Origin of the sequence: Nonomuraea solani, assembly GCF_900108335.1 — a bacterium.
GTDB lineage: Bacteria > Actinomycetota > Actinomycetes > Streptosporangiales > Streptosporangiaceae > Nonomuraea > Nonomuraea solani.
On record NZ_FNVT01000012.1, the window covers coordinates 135,339 to 150,068 of the forward strand.

General features: G+C 70.3%; 17 protein-coding genes. 8 read left to right on the forward strand and 9 right to left on the reverse strand.

Going from position 1 to position 14,730, the window contains the following annotated elements:
• Positions 1 to 14: 14 nt before the first annotated feature.
• Positions 15 to 371, forward strand: coding sequence for a VOC family protein (locus C4V41_RS35715; protein ID WP_103960400.1), 357 nt, complete (start codon positions 15 to 17; stop codon positions 369 to 371).
• Positions 372 to 436: 65 nt separating this feature from the next.
• Here C4V41_RS35715 and C4V41_RS35720 read toward each other — a convergent pair whose 3' ends face one another.
• Positions 437 to 1,030 carry a TetR/AcrR family transcriptional regulator gene (locus C4V41_RS35720; protein WP_103960401.1) on the reverse strand — a complete coding sequence of 198 codons (594 nt, stop codon included), beginning with the start codon at positions 1,028 to 1,030 and terminating at the stop codon, positions 437 to 439.
• An 84-nt stretch (positions 1,031 to 1,114) separates the two neighbouring features.
• Here C4V41_RS35720 and C4V41_RS35725 point away from each other — a divergent pair, with 84 nt between their 5' ends.
• On the forward strand, positions 1,115 to 1,528 hold the full coding sequence (locus tag C4V41_RS35725; RefSeq protein WP_103960402.1) for a nitroreductase family deazaflavin-dependent oxidoreductase: 414 nt from the start codon (positions 1,115 to 1,117) through the stop codon (positions 1,526 to 1,528).
• Here C4V41_RS35725 and C4V41_RS35730 read toward each other — a convergent pair.
• The 3 genes from C4V41_RS35730 to C4V41_RS35740 are packed head-to-tail and all read right to left on the reverse strand — an operon-like array spanning position 1,525 to position 2,944.
• The gene (locus C4V41_RS35730; RefSeq protein WP_103960403.1) at positions 1,525 to 1,761 is read right to left on the reverse strand and encodes an exodeoxyribonuclease VII small subunit; all 237 of its coding nucleotides are present in this window, start codon (positions 1,759 to 1,761) and stop codon (positions 1,525 to 1,527) included. The two genes, C4V41_RS35725 and C4V41_RS35730, sit on opposite strands and share 4 nt — an antisense overlap.
• Before the next feature lie 32 nt (positions 1,762 to 1,793).
• Positions 1,794 to 2,324, reverse strand: coding sequence for a DUF4245 domain-containing protein (locus C4V41_RS35735; RefSeq protein ID WP_103960404.1), 531 nt, complete (start codon positions 2,322 to 2,324; stop codon positions 1,794 to 1,796).
• Positions 2,325 to 2,335: 11 nt separating this feature from the next.
• Positions 2,336 to 2,944 carry a TetR/AcrR family transcriptional regulator gene (locus tag C4V41_RS35740; RefSeq protein ID WP_103960405.1) on the reverse strand — a complete coding sequence of 203 codons (609 nt, stop codon included), beginning with the start codon at positions 2,942 to 2,944 and terminating at the stop codon, positions 2,336 to 2,338.
• A 171-nt stretch (positions 2,945 to 3,115) separates the two neighbouring features.
• On the opposite strand from C4V41_RS35740, the gene glpX reads away from it, so the two are divergent.
• Positions 3,116 to 4,150 carry a class II fructose-bisphosphatase gene (gene glpX, locus C4V41_RS35745; RefSeq protein ID WP_103960406.1) on the forward strand — a complete coding sequence of 345 codons (1,035 nt, stop codon included), beginning with the start codon at positions 3,116 to 3,118 and terminating at the stop codon, positions 4,148 to 4,150.
• Between the two features lie 22 nt (positions 4,151 to 4,172).
• Here glpX and C4V41_RS35750 read toward each other — a convergent pair whose 3' ends face one another.
• A complete protein-coding gene (locus C4V41_RS35750; RefSeq protein WP_160150504.1) occupies positions 4,173 to 4,823 on the reverse strand; it encodes a DUF1707 SHOCT-like domain-containing protein in 651 nt (216 codons plus the stop codon).
• A 202-nt stretch (positions 4,824 to 5,025) separates the two neighbouring features.
• Between C4V41_RS35750 and C4V41_RS35755 the strand changes: the two genes are divergently transcribed.
• Positions 5,026 to 5,685: a DUF998 domain-containing protein gene (locus C4V41_RS35755; RefSeq protein ID WP_160150505.1), complete on the forward strand. Its 660-nt coding sequence runs from the start codon at positions 5,026 to 5,028 to the stop codon at positions 5,683 to 5,685.
• A 9-nt stretch (positions 5,686 to 5,694) separates the two neighbouring features.
• On the opposite strand, the gene C4V41_RS35760 is transcribed toward C4V41_RS35755, so the two are convergent.
• Positions 5,695 to 6,288, reverse strand: coding sequence for a TetR/AcrR family transcriptional regulator (locus tag C4V41_RS35760; protein ID WP_235030579.1), 594 nt, complete (start codon positions 6,286 to 6,288; stop codon positions 5,695 to 5,697).
• A 94-nt stretch (positions 6,289 to 6,382) separates the two neighbouring features.
• Between C4V41_RS35760 and C4V41_RS35765 the strand changes: the two genes are divergently transcribed.
• Positions 6,383 to 7,546: an MFS transporter gene (locus C4V41_RS35765; RefSeq protein ID WP_103960410.1), complete on the forward strand. Its 1,164-nt coding sequence runs from the start codon at positions 6,383 to 6,385 to the stop codon at positions 7,544 to 7,546.
• A gap of 11 nt (positions 7,547 to 7,557) precedes the next feature.
• Here the strand turns inward: C4V41_RS35765 and C4V41_RS35770 are convergent, their stop codons facing one another.
• On the reverse strand, positions 7,558 to 8,496 hold the full coding sequence (locus tag C4V41_RS35770; protein ID WP_103960411.1) for a Gfo/Idh/MocA family protein: 939 nt from the start codon (positions 8,494 to 8,496) through the stop codon (positions 7,558 to 7,560).
• Between the two features lie 49 nt (positions 8,497 to 8,545).
• Positions 8,546 to 9,958, reverse strand: coding sequence for a MocR-like pyridoxine biosynthesis transcription factor PdxR (pdxR, locus tag C4V41_RS35775; RefSeq protein WP_103960412.1), 1,413 nt, complete (start codon positions 9,956 to 9,958; stop codon positions 8,546 to 8,548).
• Positions 9,959 to 10,026: 68 nt separating this feature from the next.
• Between pdxR and C4V41_RS35780 the strand changes: the two genes are divergently transcribed.
• Entirely contained in the window at positions 10,027 to 10,902 is an 876-nt protein-coding gene (locus C4V41_RS35780; RefSeq protein ID WP_103960413.1) for a DMT family transporter, read from the forward strand.
• Between the two features lie 65 nt (positions 10,903 to 10,967).
• Complete coding sequence (locus tag C4V41_RS35785; protein WP_103960414.1) at positions 10,968 to 12,620, forward strand: fumarate hydratase; 1,653 nt, start codon at positions 10,968 to 10,970, stop codon at positions 12,618 to 12,620.
• Between the two features lie 103 nt (positions 12,621 to 12,723).
• On the opposite strand, the gene C4V41_RS35790 is transcribed toward C4V41_RS35785, so the two are convergent.
• Positions 12,724 to 12,912: a DUF5999 family protein gene (locus C4V41_RS35790; RefSeq protein ID WP_103960415.1), complete on the reverse strand. Its 189-nt coding sequence runs from the start codon at positions 12,910 to 12,912 to the stop codon at positions 12,724 to 12,726.
• A gap of 699 nt (positions 12,913 to 13,611) precedes the next feature.
• Here C4V41_RS35790 and C4V41_RS35795 point away from each other — a divergent pair.
• Complete coding sequence (locus C4V41_RS35795) at positions 13,612 to 14,721, forward strand: serine/threonine-protein kinase (RefSeq protein ID WP_103960416.1); 1,110 nt, start codon at positions 13,612 to 13,614, stop codon at positions 14,719 to 14,721.
• Positions 14,722 to 14,730: the final 9 nt, after the last annotated feature.

A 14,730-nucleotide genomic window follows, 5' to 3' on the forward strand; every position in this document is an offset into this window, starting at 1 on the left:
TCTACGTTCGGCTCATGAGAGGACTCGCGCAGGTCGCTCAGCACGCCGACGACCTCGACAGGGCCACCGCTTTCTACCGCGACGTGCTGGGCCTGCGGCACATCGCCACCTACCGGCCGCCGGGGCTGGCCTTCTTCGAGCTCGACGGCGTACGCCTGCTGATCGAGAAGGGCGCCCCCTCGGCCGTCCTCTACCTCGCCTCCGACGACCTGGAGGCGGACGTGGCCCGGCTGCGGGCGCATGAGGTCGCGATCGTCCAGGAGCCGCACCTGATCTTCACCGACGACGGTACGTTCGGCGCCCCGGGCAAGGAGATCCGCATGGCCGCGTTCCGCGACTCGGAGGGCAACCTGCTCTGCCTCATGACGTAGCGACGGCCCAACGATCTTGCGGCAGCCCAACGACCTGGCGGCAGCCCGACAACCTGGCGACGGTCCTACGACCTGGCGACGGCCGAGACCAGGGTGGTCAGGCCGGACTTGATCTCCTCGACCGTCATGCCGCGCTCCTCCCGCTGGAAGGCGATCAGGCGGGCGTTGACCGGCGCGAGCAGGGCGTCGGCCAGGTAGGCGGCGTCGGCTGACGGGCACGCCCGCGCGATCAGGGTGGCCAGGTGGATGTGGTGCACCCGATAGGGCCCGCCGAAGCCGCCGCCCTTCGCCAGCAGCAGGAACAGCCCCTGCTGCGCCACGGTCCGATCGACCAGCGCGTGCAGGAACGCGATGATCCGCTCCTCCGCCGGCGCGCCGGGCCCGAGCGGCGGCGGGCCGCTCAGGAAGCCGGCCTGGAACTCTCGTTCCCGTTCGTCGATCAGCGCCAGGATCAGCCCGCCGCGGTCGCCGAAGCGCCGGTAGACGGTGCCCACGCCGACCCCGGCGACGCGGGCCACCTCGTCGAGCGAGAGCGCGTCGGCGCCCCGCTCGGCGACCATGCGGGCGGCCACTTCGATGATCTTGAGCCGATTGCGCGCGGCGTCGGCCCGCTCCGGTGGGGACTGCCCGATCACGGGCAGGGCTCGGCGTTCGCGCACGCCGAAATCCTACAGTGGTTGTAAACGGAGAACTCTCCGATTAGGCTTCAAGCGGAGATCTTTCCGATTAACGAGGAGCCGAGGATGCCCAACGAGTTCAACCAGCAGATCATCGACGAGTTCCGTGCCAACGAGGGCCGGGTCGGCGGCATGTTCGAGGGTGCTCCCCTGGTGCTGCTCACCACCACGGGAGCCAAGAGCGGCAAGCAGACGACCACGCCGGTGATGTACCTGGAGGACGGCGACCGCTACGTGATCATCGCTTCCAACGCCGGCGCGGACAACCACCCCGCCTGGTATCACAACCTGCGCGCGACGCCCGAGGCGACGGCGGAGGTGGGCACCGAGAAATTCGGGGTCAGCGCCGTGTTCGTCGACGACGAGGAGCGCGATCGGCTCTATGCCCGGATGGTGGCCCAGGCTCCCGGTTTCGCCGAGTACGAGGCGAAGACCACCCGCCGCATCCCGGTGGTGGCCCTGCGCAAGACGGCCGCCTAGAAGGGCGCGTCGTCGGCGTGGCCCGACGTGGGATCGGAACGGCGGGCCATGGCCGCGGCGAGCTTCACCCTGGCCCCCTGCAGCCACTCCTCGCAGACGGCCGCCAGCTTCTCACCGCGCTCCCAGAGCTCGATCGACTGCTCCAGGGTGAGGCCCCCGGTCTCCAGGCGGCGCACCACCTCGGTCAGCTCCTCGCGGGCCTGCTCGTATGAGGGCGTCTTCTCGTCTGCCACAGGCACCACCCTAGGGGCGCGGACCGACAACCTCAGCCTTTGGGGCGCTGCTGGAGCTGGGCGGCGAGTTCGGCCAGTTCGGGCCAGTCGGCGGTGCCGGTGATCACGAGCGTCACCTCAGGCGTGACGCGCACCAGCGAGCGCTGGTTCTTGTCCTCGCGGAAGCGCTGCTCCCACGCCACCCCGCCGACCTGCCGCGTGCCCGTGGCCTTGTCGGAGTTGGCCATCCGGTTGGCGAACCCGGCCGCAGGGCGCTCGTCGCTCTGCGCGAACATCGCGTGCTGCCGCTTGGCCGTGGCGTAACCCAGGTAGAGCACCTGCGCGCCGCCCTCGCCCTTGGCGATCCGATTGCTGTTGGGGACCCAGCCGGCCGGATCCTGCCGCGGGGCCCACACGCCGTACGGGACCGCGTGGCCGAAGTTAGCGACGGTGATCGAGTATTCGAGCCGCGGAATGTGCTCCTCCCGGCTCTGCGGGGTGATCAGCAGGAACAGCCCGGCCCCCGCCACGCAGACGAGGAGGGCTACCGCGTAGCCGTAGAAACCTTGGGTGAACCGTCGCACAGTTGGCGAGGTTACCCGCTGGAGGAGGCGGTCGCCGAAGCGGCCGGTCGGATCTGGCCGATGATGGCCAGCACCTCCTCGGCCAGCCCGCGATCGCCCGAGCGCACGACCTCGGACACGGCCGCGGCCAGCGCCCCGGTGACGACCACCACGAGCGCCGTCTCGTCCTCGAACAGGGCCGCGTTGCGCTGCGCCCACTTGCGCAGCCGGTCGCGCATGACCACCTCGAAGCCGGGCGGGCCGTCGCCGCGCAGGAAAAGCTCGGCCAGCTCGCGCTCCTCCAGGGAGCCGTCGAGGTAGGCGCGGGCCGCGCTGACGAACACCCGCATCGGGTCGCTCTCGCCCGAGGCGCGGGCCATGCGCACCGCCTGCTTGGTCCGCTGCGTCTGCCGGCCCTGGAACTCCTCCCAGAGCGTGAGGTAGAGGTCGGCCTTGCCGGAGAAGTGGTGGTAGAGGCTGCCCACGCTGGCGTCCGCCTTGGACACCACGTCGGTCACGCCCGCTTCGGCGAATCCCTTGGAGACGAAGATCTCCCGTGCGGCGGCGAGCAGGGAACTGCGCGTGGCCGCGCCACGTTCGGACGTACGCGGCTGGGCGACCACGTTCTCCACTTCGCTCATTCGGAATCTCCTCCACGGGCGGGGCGGCAGGCTCCATGTTGAAGGCAAGATCCCTGGCGCGCACGCGTAATAGCGCAATATCCGTTCTCCGCTAGCAGATTATCCCCCTCCGACCGGGAAGAGATGGGCAACTACGATCGACGTAGATGTCCCACGAGGAGGCCAGTCATCATGTCCGATCAGACTTCCGTGCCGCCGGCGCTCGCCACGGGCGAACACGCCCCTGATCGCAACCTGGCGATGGAGCTCGTCCGCGTCACGGAGGCGGCCGCGATGGCGGCGGCCCGGTGGGTCGGCCGAGGCGACAAGAACGGCGCCGACGGCGCGGCCGTGAACGCCATGCGGCAGTTGATCAGCACCGTGTCGATGAACGGGGTGGTGGTCATCGGCGAGGGTGAGAAGGACCACGCGCCGATGTTGTACAACGGCGAGCAGGTCGGCGACGGCAGCGGCCCCGACTGTGACGTGGCGGTGGACCCCATCGACGGCACCCGGCTGACCGCGCTGGGCATGCCCGACGCGGTGTCGGTGATCGCGGTGAGCGAGCGCGGTTCGATGTACGACCCGTCGGCCGTGTTCTACATGGAAAAGCTCGTCACCGGCCCCGAGGCGGCCGACGCGGTCGACATCGAGGCCCCCGTCGCCGCCAACATCGGCGCGGTCGCGAAGGCCAAGCACTGCTCCCCCTCCGACGTGACGGTGGTCATTCTCGACCGGCCCCGGCACGAGCGGCTGGTCAAGGAGATCAGGGAGACGGGCGCGCGGATCAAGTTCATCACCGACGGCGACGTGGCCGGCGCCATCATGGCGGCCCGCACGGGCACCGGCATCGACCTGATGCTGGGCATCGGCGGCACCCCCGAGGGCATCGTGGCCGCGTGCGCGCTCAAGTGCCTGGGCGGCGTGATCCAGGGCCGCCTCTGGCCGCGTGACGACGCCGAGCGGGCCAAGGCCATCGACGCCGGGCACGACCTCACGCAGGTGCTCACCACCAACGACCTGGTCAGGTCCGACGACGTGTTCTTCGCGGCGACCGGCATCACGCACGGCGAGCTCATGCAGGGCGTACGGTTCCGGGCGGGCTCGGCGGTGACGGAGTCGCTGGTCATGCGCGGCCGGTCGGGGACGATCCGCAAGATCGAGAGCGAGCACCAGCTCTGGAAGCTGCGCGCGTACAGCGCGATCAACTTCGACACGGCCGGCTGAACTCAGGGCTGAAGGCTCGGGCTCAGCGGCGGCGCTTGCGGCGCGGCGGTTCCTTGACCTTGACCTCGCCGGCGAAGTTCGTGGTGCGCACCTCGACGACGGGTGCGCCGGGCTCCGTCGGCTGCTTGGTCAGGCGGACCGTCTTGTCCTTGGCGACCCTGATCACCTCAAGGCCCTCGGGGACGTGGATCTCCAGCCCCCCGAAGACGAGGGTGGCGTTGATGATGATCCGGTGGTTCTGCAGGATCGCGTCGCGGAAGTCCAGCTTGGTCGTACCGAACATGGCCGTCACGCCGAGCTCGGCCGGCACCACCCAGCGGCCGCCGCGCTGCTCCTTCTTGAAGATGGCCGAGACCGGCCGGCCGTCGAGGTTGAGCGGCTGCTCCTCGGCCGGCAGCAGGTCGGTGGTGAGCGCGGCCAGTTCGCCGAGCGTACGCGCGGCGTAGAGCACGCCCAGCCGCTCCTCCAGCTCGTCGAGCGCGAGACGGCCGTCGGCGTGCGCGTCCTGGAGCACCTGGGCGACGCGCTCGCGGTCGGCGTCGGAGGCGCGCAGCTCGTGCGGCTGCGGTACGTCGCTCGACGCCGGGCCACGACGGGCGGACACCCACTCCTCGGCCAGCCGCTCTCCGACTTCCTGCAGCTTCGGCAACCACGATCCCGCGCGTTCGTTCACACTTCTGACGATATCCGGCGCCGACCGTGATCGCTCGTCCCAAAAGGGATGGGTGTCACCGGATTCTCCCGGCCTGCCCGGCGATCTCCGCGGCAAGCTCCTTATTCGCCTCGGCGTGGCGGTTGAGCCCGTTTCTCAGGAATTTCTTAGGAATCTACCTGCCTTTCCGGCCGTTGATCCCAAGCAAAGGGGAGGTGTACGCGTGCATCAACCGGCGCGATGGGGACTCGGTGCTGCGGGCGCGGGCGTGGCGGTGATCCTGGGCCTGGAGCTGGCGAGTCTCGGCGAGATGAACCCCATCAGGCGGACCATCAGCGAGCACGGCCTCGGCCCGGACGGCTGGATCTTCGGGCTCGGCGTGGGCCTGCTGGCGACCGGGTCGGCGGCCATCGGCGTGTCGCTGGCGCGCAAGCGGCTGGCCGGGGTCTTCGGCACGGTCGCGCTGATGGCCTGGAGCGTCGGGCTGTTCATGACGGCCTGGTTCGAGAAGCACGACTGGTCGGTCGGGCCGAGCATGAGCGGCAGCATCCACCGGGTGGGCAGTTTCGTGGCCTTCCTGAGCCTGCCGCTGGCGGCGGTGATCATCGCCAGGCCGTGGCGGCATCGGGAGCGGTCCCGGGCGACGCTGGTGGCGTTCGGGCTGGGGGTCTGCTCGGTGCTGTGGGTGGCGGGCATCGGCGCGGCGATGCTCATCGGGGCCGGCAACGGGCTGCCGTGGTATCGCGTCATGCCGCTCGGGCTGGTGGAGCGGGGCATGGCCGTCACGGAGGTGGCCGCGCTGCTGGCGCTGGGCGTGTGGGCGGCCGCCCGCCGGCTCGAAGAACCGCTCAAAGCCGCGGGCGAGGCGGCACGGCGGGCTTGAGGACGGTCGTTACGCGGGCCTCAGGACGGCGATGAGGTCGTCCACGTAGCCGCGGAAGACGGCCGCCATGTCCACCTGGTCGGGGTCGATCAGCCACTGCGTCTGCAGGCCGTCCATCATCGCGATCAGCCGGTCGGCGTGCGCCTCGGCGTCGAGGTCGGCCCGGAACTCGCCGCGCTCGGCGCCCCTGCGCAGCGCCGCCGCCACGCTCTCGCGCAGCTTGCGATAACGCCGTCTGGCCCACTCGTGCCCGGGGTGGCCGGGCGTCACGGCCTCGCCGCTGATCACGGAGAACAGTTGCACCAGCCCCGGCACCCGGGAGTTGTGCGCCACCACGTCGGCCAGCGCCCGCAGCGCGTCGATGCCGCTCGCCAGGCCGAGGTCGAACTTGCGCGTGTCCAGCTCGTCGCGGTAGTCGAGCACGGCGACGAGCAGCAGTTCCTTGTTCTTGAAGTGGTGCAGCAGCCCGGCCTGGGACAGCTCGGCGCGCTCGGCGATGCGGGCCAGCGACGCGCCCCGGTAGCCGTTCTCGGCGAACTCCAGCAGCGCCGTGGCCAGGATGCGCTCCCTGCGCGCCGCTCCGGTCGCGTAGCCCCGTCTCACTCCGGGCAGCCTATCTGGTGCTGGCGGAGCGCCCTGGCCAGCCGCTAACCTGACCCCGCCTCACGTTTGACATCCCCCCGATCAGGAGGCCCCCGTGCCGTCCTTACGTGATCGCCAGGCCCGTCTCGCCACGTACGTCGTCTATGGCGTACAGGGTCTGTCCTTCGCCTCTTTGCTCATCCAGGTCGCGAACCTGCAGGCCAAACATGAGCTCGACGAGGGCGCGCTCACGCTGCTGCTGCTCATCGTGCCCGTGTTCGCGGGGGTCGGCAGCCTGGCGGCGGGGACGTTCGCGGCCCGGTTCGGGAGCCGGCTGCTGCTGCGGATCGCGCAGCCCGTGGTGGCCGCCGCCGTGGTCCTCACCGGGCTCGCGCCGAACGTGCCGCTGCTGGTGCCGGCGCTGCTGCTGTTCGGGGTGGCGGTGGGCGCGGTGGACGCGGGCATGAACATGCACGGCGTGGCGGTCGAACGCAGGTACGGCGTCCAGGTGCTGAACGGCTTCCACTGCGTGTGGAGCGCGTTCAGCGTGGCCGCGGCGCTGTGGGCCTCGTGGGCGGCCGAGCTGCCGCTGGAGATCATCATGGCCGCCCCGATGGTCCTGGCCGTGGCGGGCTCACTCCTCATGGGACGCGACCTGTACGCGCCGCAGGACGAGCAGGTCCAGGTGGAGAGCGCGGCCATCGGCGGCTTCCCCTGGCGGCCGATCATCCCGCTCTGCCTGGCCATGGCCTTCCTGTACGTCGGTGACGCCGCCGTCTCCAACTTCAACACGGTCTTCATGAAGGACGTGCTGGAGGCGAGCCCGAGGGTGATCCCGCTGGCCTACGTCGCCTACCAGGCGACCACGCTGGCCGTACGGCTCGGCGGCGACTTCGCCGTCAGACGCTACGGCCCCGCCGCCATCGTCAGGATCGGCGGCGTGATCGCCACCCTGGGCTTCCTGGGCATCGTCCTGGCCCCGAGCCAGCCGCTGGCCATCGTCGCGTTCGGGCTGACCGGGGTGGGGCTGTCGGTGGTGGCGCCGCAGTCGTTCTCGGCGGCCGGGCGGCTCGACCCGGCCGGGACCGGGGTGGCCATCGCCAGGGTGAACCTCTTCAACTACGTCGGCTTCATCGTCGGCGCGGCCCTGGTGGGCGGCATCGCGGACGCCACGGACATGCGGATGGCCTTCGTCGCGCCGCTGGTGCTGTCGGCCGCCATCATCCTGCTGGCCACGGGCTTCGCCCCGAAACCGGCCGCCAAGCCCTCCGCCGCCTGACCGCCGGACCCTCAGCGCCGCACCTCCGCCACCTCGACGGAGCGGCCTTCGCGCATCGACAGGTCGGTGGCCTCGGCCACGTAGAGGGCCTCCAGCGCGTCCTCGATCGGGCACAGGCTCCGGTCGCTCCGCAGGAACCGGTCGATCTCGTTGCGGTAGGCGACCTCGAACCGGGCGACGAAGTCCGGCCACGGCTCGTCCTCTCCGGACGGGCCCTCCGTCGTGTGCAGCGGGGCGCGCGGGCTCAGGCCCACCGCCTGCGTCCGCCTGGTGCCCGCCAGCTCCATCCGCACGTCGTACCCGCCGCCGTTGTAACGCGAGCCCTGCAGCGTGGCCAGCGTGCCGTCGTCCAGCGTGAGCAGCGCGGCGCTGTTGTCCACGTCACCCGCCTCGGCGAAGAACGCGGCGCCCCGGTTGGCCCCCTTCGCGTAGACCGACACCACCTCGCGGCCGGTCACCCAGCGCAGGATGTCGAAGTCGTGGATGTGGCAGTCGCGGAAGATGCCGCCCGACATCGGGATGTAGTCGGCGTGCGGCGGCGCCGGGTCGGCGGTGACCAGGTGCACCCGGTGCAGCTCGCCCAGCTCCCCGGCTCTCAGGGCGGCCGCGGCGGCCGCGTACCCGGGGTCGAACCTGCGCTGGAACCCGATCTGCACCCGGTTGCCCGCACTGGCCTCCAGCACTTTCACGGTGTCGGCCACCGTCCCCGCCACCGGTTTCTCGCAGAAGGCCGGAATGCCCCGCTCGCACGCCTTGAGGATCAACTCGGCGTGGGTGCCGGTCGGCGTGGCGATGACCACGGCGTCCGACTCGAACGGATCCCCCGGCCTGCCGTACGGCGACGTACGGACGGGGTCGGCCACGATCAGCTCGTCCACCAGGGGATGCGCGGCCAGGGTCGCGGCGTGGAAGGCTCCGATCCGGCCCAGGCCCAGCAGTCCCACACGCATGACGCCTCCTCTTCGGATCCGGCTTTCTTTCTAAGCGAGCATTTCTCCCTCAGTCAACGATTTGTCCAGACATTCTTACCTTTAACCCCAAGACGGCCTCCGCCGCCTTGTGCGGGGGCAGCCGCGCGAACCCCACCACCACGGCCGGCGGCCCCGGCACGTCCCGCATCGGCCCCACGGGCTCGGCGGACAGGCCCAGCTCCTGCGCGACCCGTACCGTGCGCAGCTCGTCCCAGCCGTCGGGCAGCTCCAGGTACACGTGCAGCCCCGCCTCGATCCCCTTCACCCGGACCTCGGGCAGCTCTTCGGCCAGCGCACCGACCAGGGCGTCCCGGCGGCGGCGGTATTCCCTGCGCATCCGGCGCAGATGCCGGTCGTAGCCGCCGGTCCGCAGGAAGTGCGCGAGGGCGTACTGCTCGATGACCGGGGAGCCCAGGTCCAGCTCGCCCCGCGCCCGGCGGATCGCCTCGGCCAGCTCGGCCGGCGCCGCCACCCAGCCCAGCCGCAGGCCGGGCGCCAGCGCCTTGCTGACGCTGCCGGACAGGACCACCCGGTCGGGCGCCAGGCCCTGCAGGCAGCCCACCGGGTCGCGGTCGAAGCGGAACTCGGCGTCGTAGTCGTCCTCCAGGATCGCCCGGTTGCCCGCGTAGGCCCACTCCATCAGCGCGGCCCTGCGCTGCGGCGAGAGGACCACGCCGGTCGGGTATTGGTGCGCGGGCGTCACCAGGACGGCGTCCCCGCTGAGTTTGCGCACGTTGAGGCCCTGCTCGTCCACCGGCACCGGCACCAGGTGCGCACCCGCCCGTCGCAGCAGCGGGACCTGGCGGTGGCTGGTCGGGTCCTCCACGGCCAGCCGGAGCGTGCGGTGCTGGGACAGCACGTGCAGGACGAGGCTCAGCCCCTGCGCCACGCCGCCCACGATGACGAGATTCTCCGGGCGCACATCGGCGGCCCTGACCCGCCTGAGGTAGCCGGCCAGCTCTTCTCGCAGCTCAGGCACGCCGCCGGGGTCCCCGTAATCGAGAGCGTCCGAGGGTACTGTGGTCAGGACGTGCCTGACGGCCGCCAGCCAGCGTTCACGGGGGAAGTGGCTGAGGTCGGGGGAGGTGGGGCGATGTCCGTAGAACGTGCCGCACGCGGAGGTGCTCGGCGCCCGGCGTACCGGCTTGGGCCTGGGCGGCGGCGCGGTGGCGCGCTGCCGGGGAGCCGGTCGCGCCGTCTTGGGAGTGACCTGCGTGCCGACGCCCACCCGGGAGACCAGGAAGCCTTCGGCGACGAGCTGCTCGTACGCCTCCACGACCACGCCCCTGGAGACCTGGAGGTCGGTGGCGAGGTCGCGGGTGGCGGGCAGGCGGGTGCCGGGGGTGAGCCGGCCGCCGCGGATGGAGTCGCGCAGCTCGGAGGCGATCTGACCGGCGATTCCCCCCTTATCGCGATTTATCTGGATATGGAGGTCGGCCATATTGGTCCTGTCTTCTGGCGGGACATTGGACTGTTTGCGGGAACCATTGTCTCTCTAGCATCCTTCGCATGAAGAACGGAATCGTGGGCGCCGCCTCGGCCATGTTCCTGGTCGGGACACTGGCCGGCGTCTCGGGACTCGTGGGCGGATATCCCATATACGGTGGCCAGGCCGTTCGGTATCTCGTGGCATCGGTCATCCTGCTTGTCATAACGAGAGCGCTCGGCCTGCGGTTCGTGCGCCTGACCCGGCGGGAGGCCCTGTGCCTCGCCGGGCTCACCCTGCTCGGCCTCGTGCTCTTCAACGTCTGCGTGATCGAGTCGACCCGCGCCTCGGGCCCCGCGCTGGTCGGGACCGTGCTGGGCACCGTGCCGCTGGCCCTCGCGCTGGCCGGCGGACGTCCCGCGCCCCGGCTGCTGGCGGGGGCGTGCGTGGTGGTCGTGGGGGCGACGCTGGCCACGGGACTCGGCAGCGGCAACACGACCAGCCTGCTGTGGGCGCTCGGCGCACTCCTGGGCGAGATCAGCTTCTCCCTGCTGGCCATTCCGCTGCTGCCGAGGCTGGGGGCGATCAGGGTGTCGGCGTACTCGACGGCGCTGGCCGTACCGCTGCTGGCGCTGATCGGGTTCGCGAGCGACGGGCCGGCCATGCTCAGGGTGCCGACCCTCGCCGAAGGGCTCGGGTTCGCCTACCTGGCGATCGTGGTCACCGTCGTGGCGTTCTTCCTCTGGTACAACTCGCTGCCCAAGCTGGGGGCCGGCCGGGCGGGGCTGTTCGCGGGGCTCATCCCGGTGGCGGCGATCGTCACGGGGGCGGTGCTCGGGATCGCCATGCCGACGGGGTACGACCTGCTGGGCGCCGGGCTCGTCATCGCCGGCATCCTGCTGGGCCTGACCGCCGAACGAGCCGGCGCGAAGGCGGCCGTCGCGCCGTCGGAGGCCTGAGACCTGAGCCGGTCCGCCGGTCGCTCCAGAGGCGCGTACTCTCTTGGAGGACCGAAAGGATGGACATGGGCGAGTTCGACTACACCGACCTTCTTCCGCTGGGCGCCGATGAGACCGAATATCGGCTGATCACTTCGGAGGGGGTGCGGAAGGTCGAAGCGGCTGGGCGTACGTTCCTGGAGGTCGATCCGGAGGCGTTGCGACTGCTGACCGAGACGGCCGTCCACGACATCTCCCACTTCCTGCGGGCCTCGCACCTCGCCCAGCTCCGGAAGATCATCGAAGACCCCGAGTCCAGCGGAAACGACCGGTTCGTCGCGCTCGACCTGCTGAAGAACGCCTCCATCTCGGCCGGCGGCGTGCTGCCGATGTGCCAGGACACCGGCACGGCCATCGTCATGGGCAAGCGCGGCCGCCACGTGCTGACCGACGGGCTCGACGCCGAGCACATCTCGCGCGGCGTCTACGACGCCTACACCAAGCTCAACCTGCGCTACTCCCAGATGGCCCCGCTGACCATGTGGGAGGAGAAGAACACCGGCGACAACCTGCCGGCCCAGATCGAGCTGTACGCCGAGGACCCGCACGGCCACCCCGACGAGTACAAACTGCTGTTCATGGCCAAGGGCGGCGGCTCGGCCAACAAGTCGTTCCTGTACCAGGAGACCAAGGCGGTGCTCAACGAGAAGCGCATGCTGGCCTTCCTGGAGGAGAAGATCCGCTCGCTCGGCACCGCGGCCTGCCCGCCGTACCATCTGGCGGTCGTCGTCGGCGGCACGTCCGCCGAATACGCGCTCAAGACCGCCAAATACGCCAGCGCCCGCTACCTCGACTCCATCCCCACCGAGGGCTCGGCGTCCGGGCACGGGTTCAGAGACCTCGACATGGAGGCCAGGGTCTTCGAGCTGACCCAGAAGCTGGGCATCGGCGCGCAGTTCGGCGGCAAATACTTCTGCCACGACGTCCGCGTCATCCGCCTGCCCCGGCACGGCGCCTCCTGCCCGGTGGCCATCGCCGTCTCCTGCTCGGCCGACCGTCAGGCGCTGGCCAAGATCACGCCGGAGGGCGTGTTCCTGGAGAAGCTGGAGACCGACCCGGCCCGCTACCTGCCGGAGACCACCGACGAGCACCTGTCGGACGACGTGGTCCAGGTCGACCTCAACCGCCCGATGCCGGAGATCCTCGCCGAGCTGACGAAATATCCGGTCAAGACGCGGCTCTCCCTCACGGGCCCGCTCGTCGTCGCGCGCGACATCGCGCACGCCAAGATCGCCGAGCTGCTCGACAACGGCGGCGAGATGCCGCAATACCTGAAGGACCACGCGGTCTACTACGCCGGACCGGCCAAGACCCCCGAGGGGTACGCCTCCGGCTCGTTCGGCCCGACGACGGCCGGGCGGATGGACTCGTACGTGGGGCGCTTCCAGGCGGCGGGCGGCTCGATGGTGATGCTGGCCAAGGGCAACAGGTCCAAGCAGGTCACCGAGGCCTGTCAGCAGCACGGCGGCTTCTACCTGGGCTCCATCGGCGGTCCCGCGGCCAGGCTGGCCCAGGACTGCATCAAGAAGGTGGAGGTGCTCGAATATCCCGAGCTGGGCATGGAAGCCGTCTGGAAGATCGAGGTGGTGGACTTCCCCGCGTTCATCGTCGTGGACGACAAGGGGGACGACTTCTTCACCGACAAGACCGGACCCGTCCTGTCGATCGGCCGCCGCTGAGCGCGGGAGCGGCCTCGGGGCGTCGGACGCCACTGGGTGCCGGGTGGGTCAACGCGCCACTCGGCACCGGCCGGAGTCACAGAGCTCCGGCCTCAGGAGGTGCTCACGCGGCCACGGGGGCCCGGTGGGGTGCTACGACCCTGCCGTCGGGCAGGAGCAGGCCGGTGTCGTCGAACAGCACGACGCCGTTGCAGAGAAGGCTCCAGCCCTGGTCAGGGTGGGCCGAGATCACGTGGGACGCCTCACGGTCGAGGGAGTCGGCACTTGGGCAAACGGGGTAGTGACTGCACATCGCGCACCTCTCAGATTGCGCTCCTACTTGCGGGTCTTCAAAAGGGCAGCGGTCGCCCCGACGGAGTGCGAAGGTCCATTGCGGCTCTGGTCGACTTCTTCGGCCGGCGGCGAACCTGGGTCTGGCGCATCTTCATCACGTCCTTAGAAGAGTTCGTCGTTAGTGGCTTGGCGTATGACTCCAGTTTGACGACGGGGACCGACAGTTTCCGGCCGGTGGACGGTCGTCCGCGGGAGCTCGCCTGCTTCCATGGCTTCACCATGCCCCCGTCCCCTTACGGCACCCTTACAACTCGCTGACGGCGCCCCGTTGGTTCCTGTCAGTCAGCCTGCCGTACACCTGATATTCCCCTACCAGGCATCATGCACAATTATTCGGCGCGGTGCTGTGCTGATCGGCACACCTACGCGGCGACCTGCGGAAACGCTCCAAGAAAGCCGGGAGTGGCGCTGCCCGCAAGCGGGCCTCCCAGGGAAGATCACTCCGTCGCGGGCCCGGGGGTGCGGGCCCGCCGTGTTCGGCGCGTGGCGGCACGCGTACGATCTGCGGTACGCCAGAGAAACCGCGGCCCCATCAACTGGGATGATGTGGCCAGGAGGTTAGCTGACGTGACGAGTCAGGCGGGTTGACTTAAGTTCGCAACAAATTATCGGCCCCGCCTCTACTGGTCGGTTTACACAAATAGGTAAGCTGCCTGGCATGCGTGCGCCCTCCGGTTACCTACTCGCCGCGCGCTATCGGCTTCTGGAGCCGGTCGGCCGCGGCGGCATGGGCACCGTTTGGCGGGCGCATGACGAGCTCCTCGACCGCGACGTGGCGGTCAAGGAGGTGCGGCTGCCCTCCGTGCTCGACGAGGAACTGCGCGCTGAGCTGTGCGCTCGCACCGAGCGTGAGGGCCGGGCCACCGCGATGGTCGCGCATCCCTCGGTCATCACGGTGTTCGACGTGGTCACCGAGGACGACCGGCCGTGGATCGTGATGGAGCTGCTGCACGCCAAGTCGCTGGAGCAGCTCATCCAGGAGCAAGGACCGCTCCACCCCCGCAGGGCCGCCGAGATCGGCCGGCAGATCCTCGGCGCGCTGCGCGCCGTACACGCCAAGGGGATCCTGCACCGCGACGTGAAGCCGAGCAACGTGCTGGTGACCGAGGACCGCGCGGTGCTCACCGACTTCGGCCTGGCGGCACTCGAAGGTGACGTTTCCATTACCCAGGCGGGCATCGTTCTGGGATCGGCGGGATACATCGCTCCAGAGCGGGTGCTCGGCTCGAAGGCCAGCCCCGCGGGCGATCTGTGGTCGCTCGGCGCGACCCTCTACACCGCCGTCGAGGGCAGGGGCCTGCACGGGCGCCGTACGGCCGCCGCCGCGCTCGCCGCCCTGACCAGCGGCGAGCCGATCCCGATGAGCAAGGCGGGACCGCTGGCCCCCGTGCTCGACGCGCTGCTCAGAATCGACCCGGCGACCAGGCTCGACTCCGTACGGGCCTCTCTCATGCTGGCCAGGGTGGCCGCGGGCGGATCGGCAGAGGAGCCGCTGCCCCCGCGCAAGTTCGTCCGCCCCGGGCCGGCCATCACGCCGCCCTCTTTCACACGCAGGCCCGCGCATCGCGGGCTGCACAGGGCCGACGCCGTCACCACGGCCGTCAACGTGCCCCCGCCCCGGCAGGAGCGCAAACCCGGTGAGGGCGTGCACAGGAAGCGGGTGGAACCGCGGCCGACTCCGTCCGCTTATGCCCGATTCAAAGCGACGGTGATAAAGTTGTGTCTTCCTCGGCGGTTCTGGCCAAGAGAACTTCGCAAGCGAGGGTAAAGCACTTCC

What these genes read in the sequence shown, in the direction of transcription:
- C4V41_RS35725 (WP_103960402.1), top strand. Translation starts at nt 1,115, where the DNA reads ATGCCCAACGAGTTCAACCAGCAGATCATCGACGAGTTCCGTGCCAAC.
- C4V41_RS35780 (WP_103960413.1), top strand. Translation starts at nt 10,027, where the DNA reads ATGAAGAACGGAATCGTGGGCGCCGCCTCGGCCATGTTCCTGGTCGGG.
- C4V41_RS35715 (WP_103960400.1), top strand. Translation starts at nt 15, where the DNA reads ATGAGAGGACTCGCGCAGGTCGCTCAGCACGCCGACGACCTCGACAGG.
- C4V41_RS35795 (WP_103960416.1), top strand. Translation starts at nt 13,612, where the DNA reads ATGCGTGCGCCCTCCGGTTACCTACTCGCCGCGCGCTATCGGCTTCTG.
- C4V41_RS35790 (WP_103960415.1), bottom strand. Translation starts at nt 12,912, where the DNA reads ATGTGCAGTCACTACCCCGTTTGCCCAAGTGCCGACTCCCTCGACCGT.
- pdxR (WP_103960412.1), bottom strand. Translation starts at nt 9,958, where the DNA reads ATGGCCGACCTCCATATCCAGATAAATCGCGATAAGGGGGGAATCGCC.
- C4V41_RS35740 (WP_103960405.1), bottom strand. Translation starts at nt 2,944, where the DNA reads ATGAGCGAAGTGGAGAACGTGGTCGCCCAGCCGCGTACGTCCGAACGT.
- C4V41_RS35785 (WP_103960414.1), top strand. Translation starts at nt 10,968, where the DNA reads ATGGGCGAGTTCGACTACACCGACCTTCTTCCGCTGGGCGCCGATGAG.
- glpX (WP_103960406.1), top strand. Translation starts at nt 3,116, where the DNA reads ATGTCCGATCAGACTTCCGTGCCGCCGGCGCTCGCCACGGGCGAACAC.
- C4V41_RS35770 (WP_103960411.1), bottom strand. Translation starts at nt 8,496, where the DNA reads ATGCGTGTGGGACTGCTGGGCCTGGGCCGGATCGGAGCCTTCCACGCC.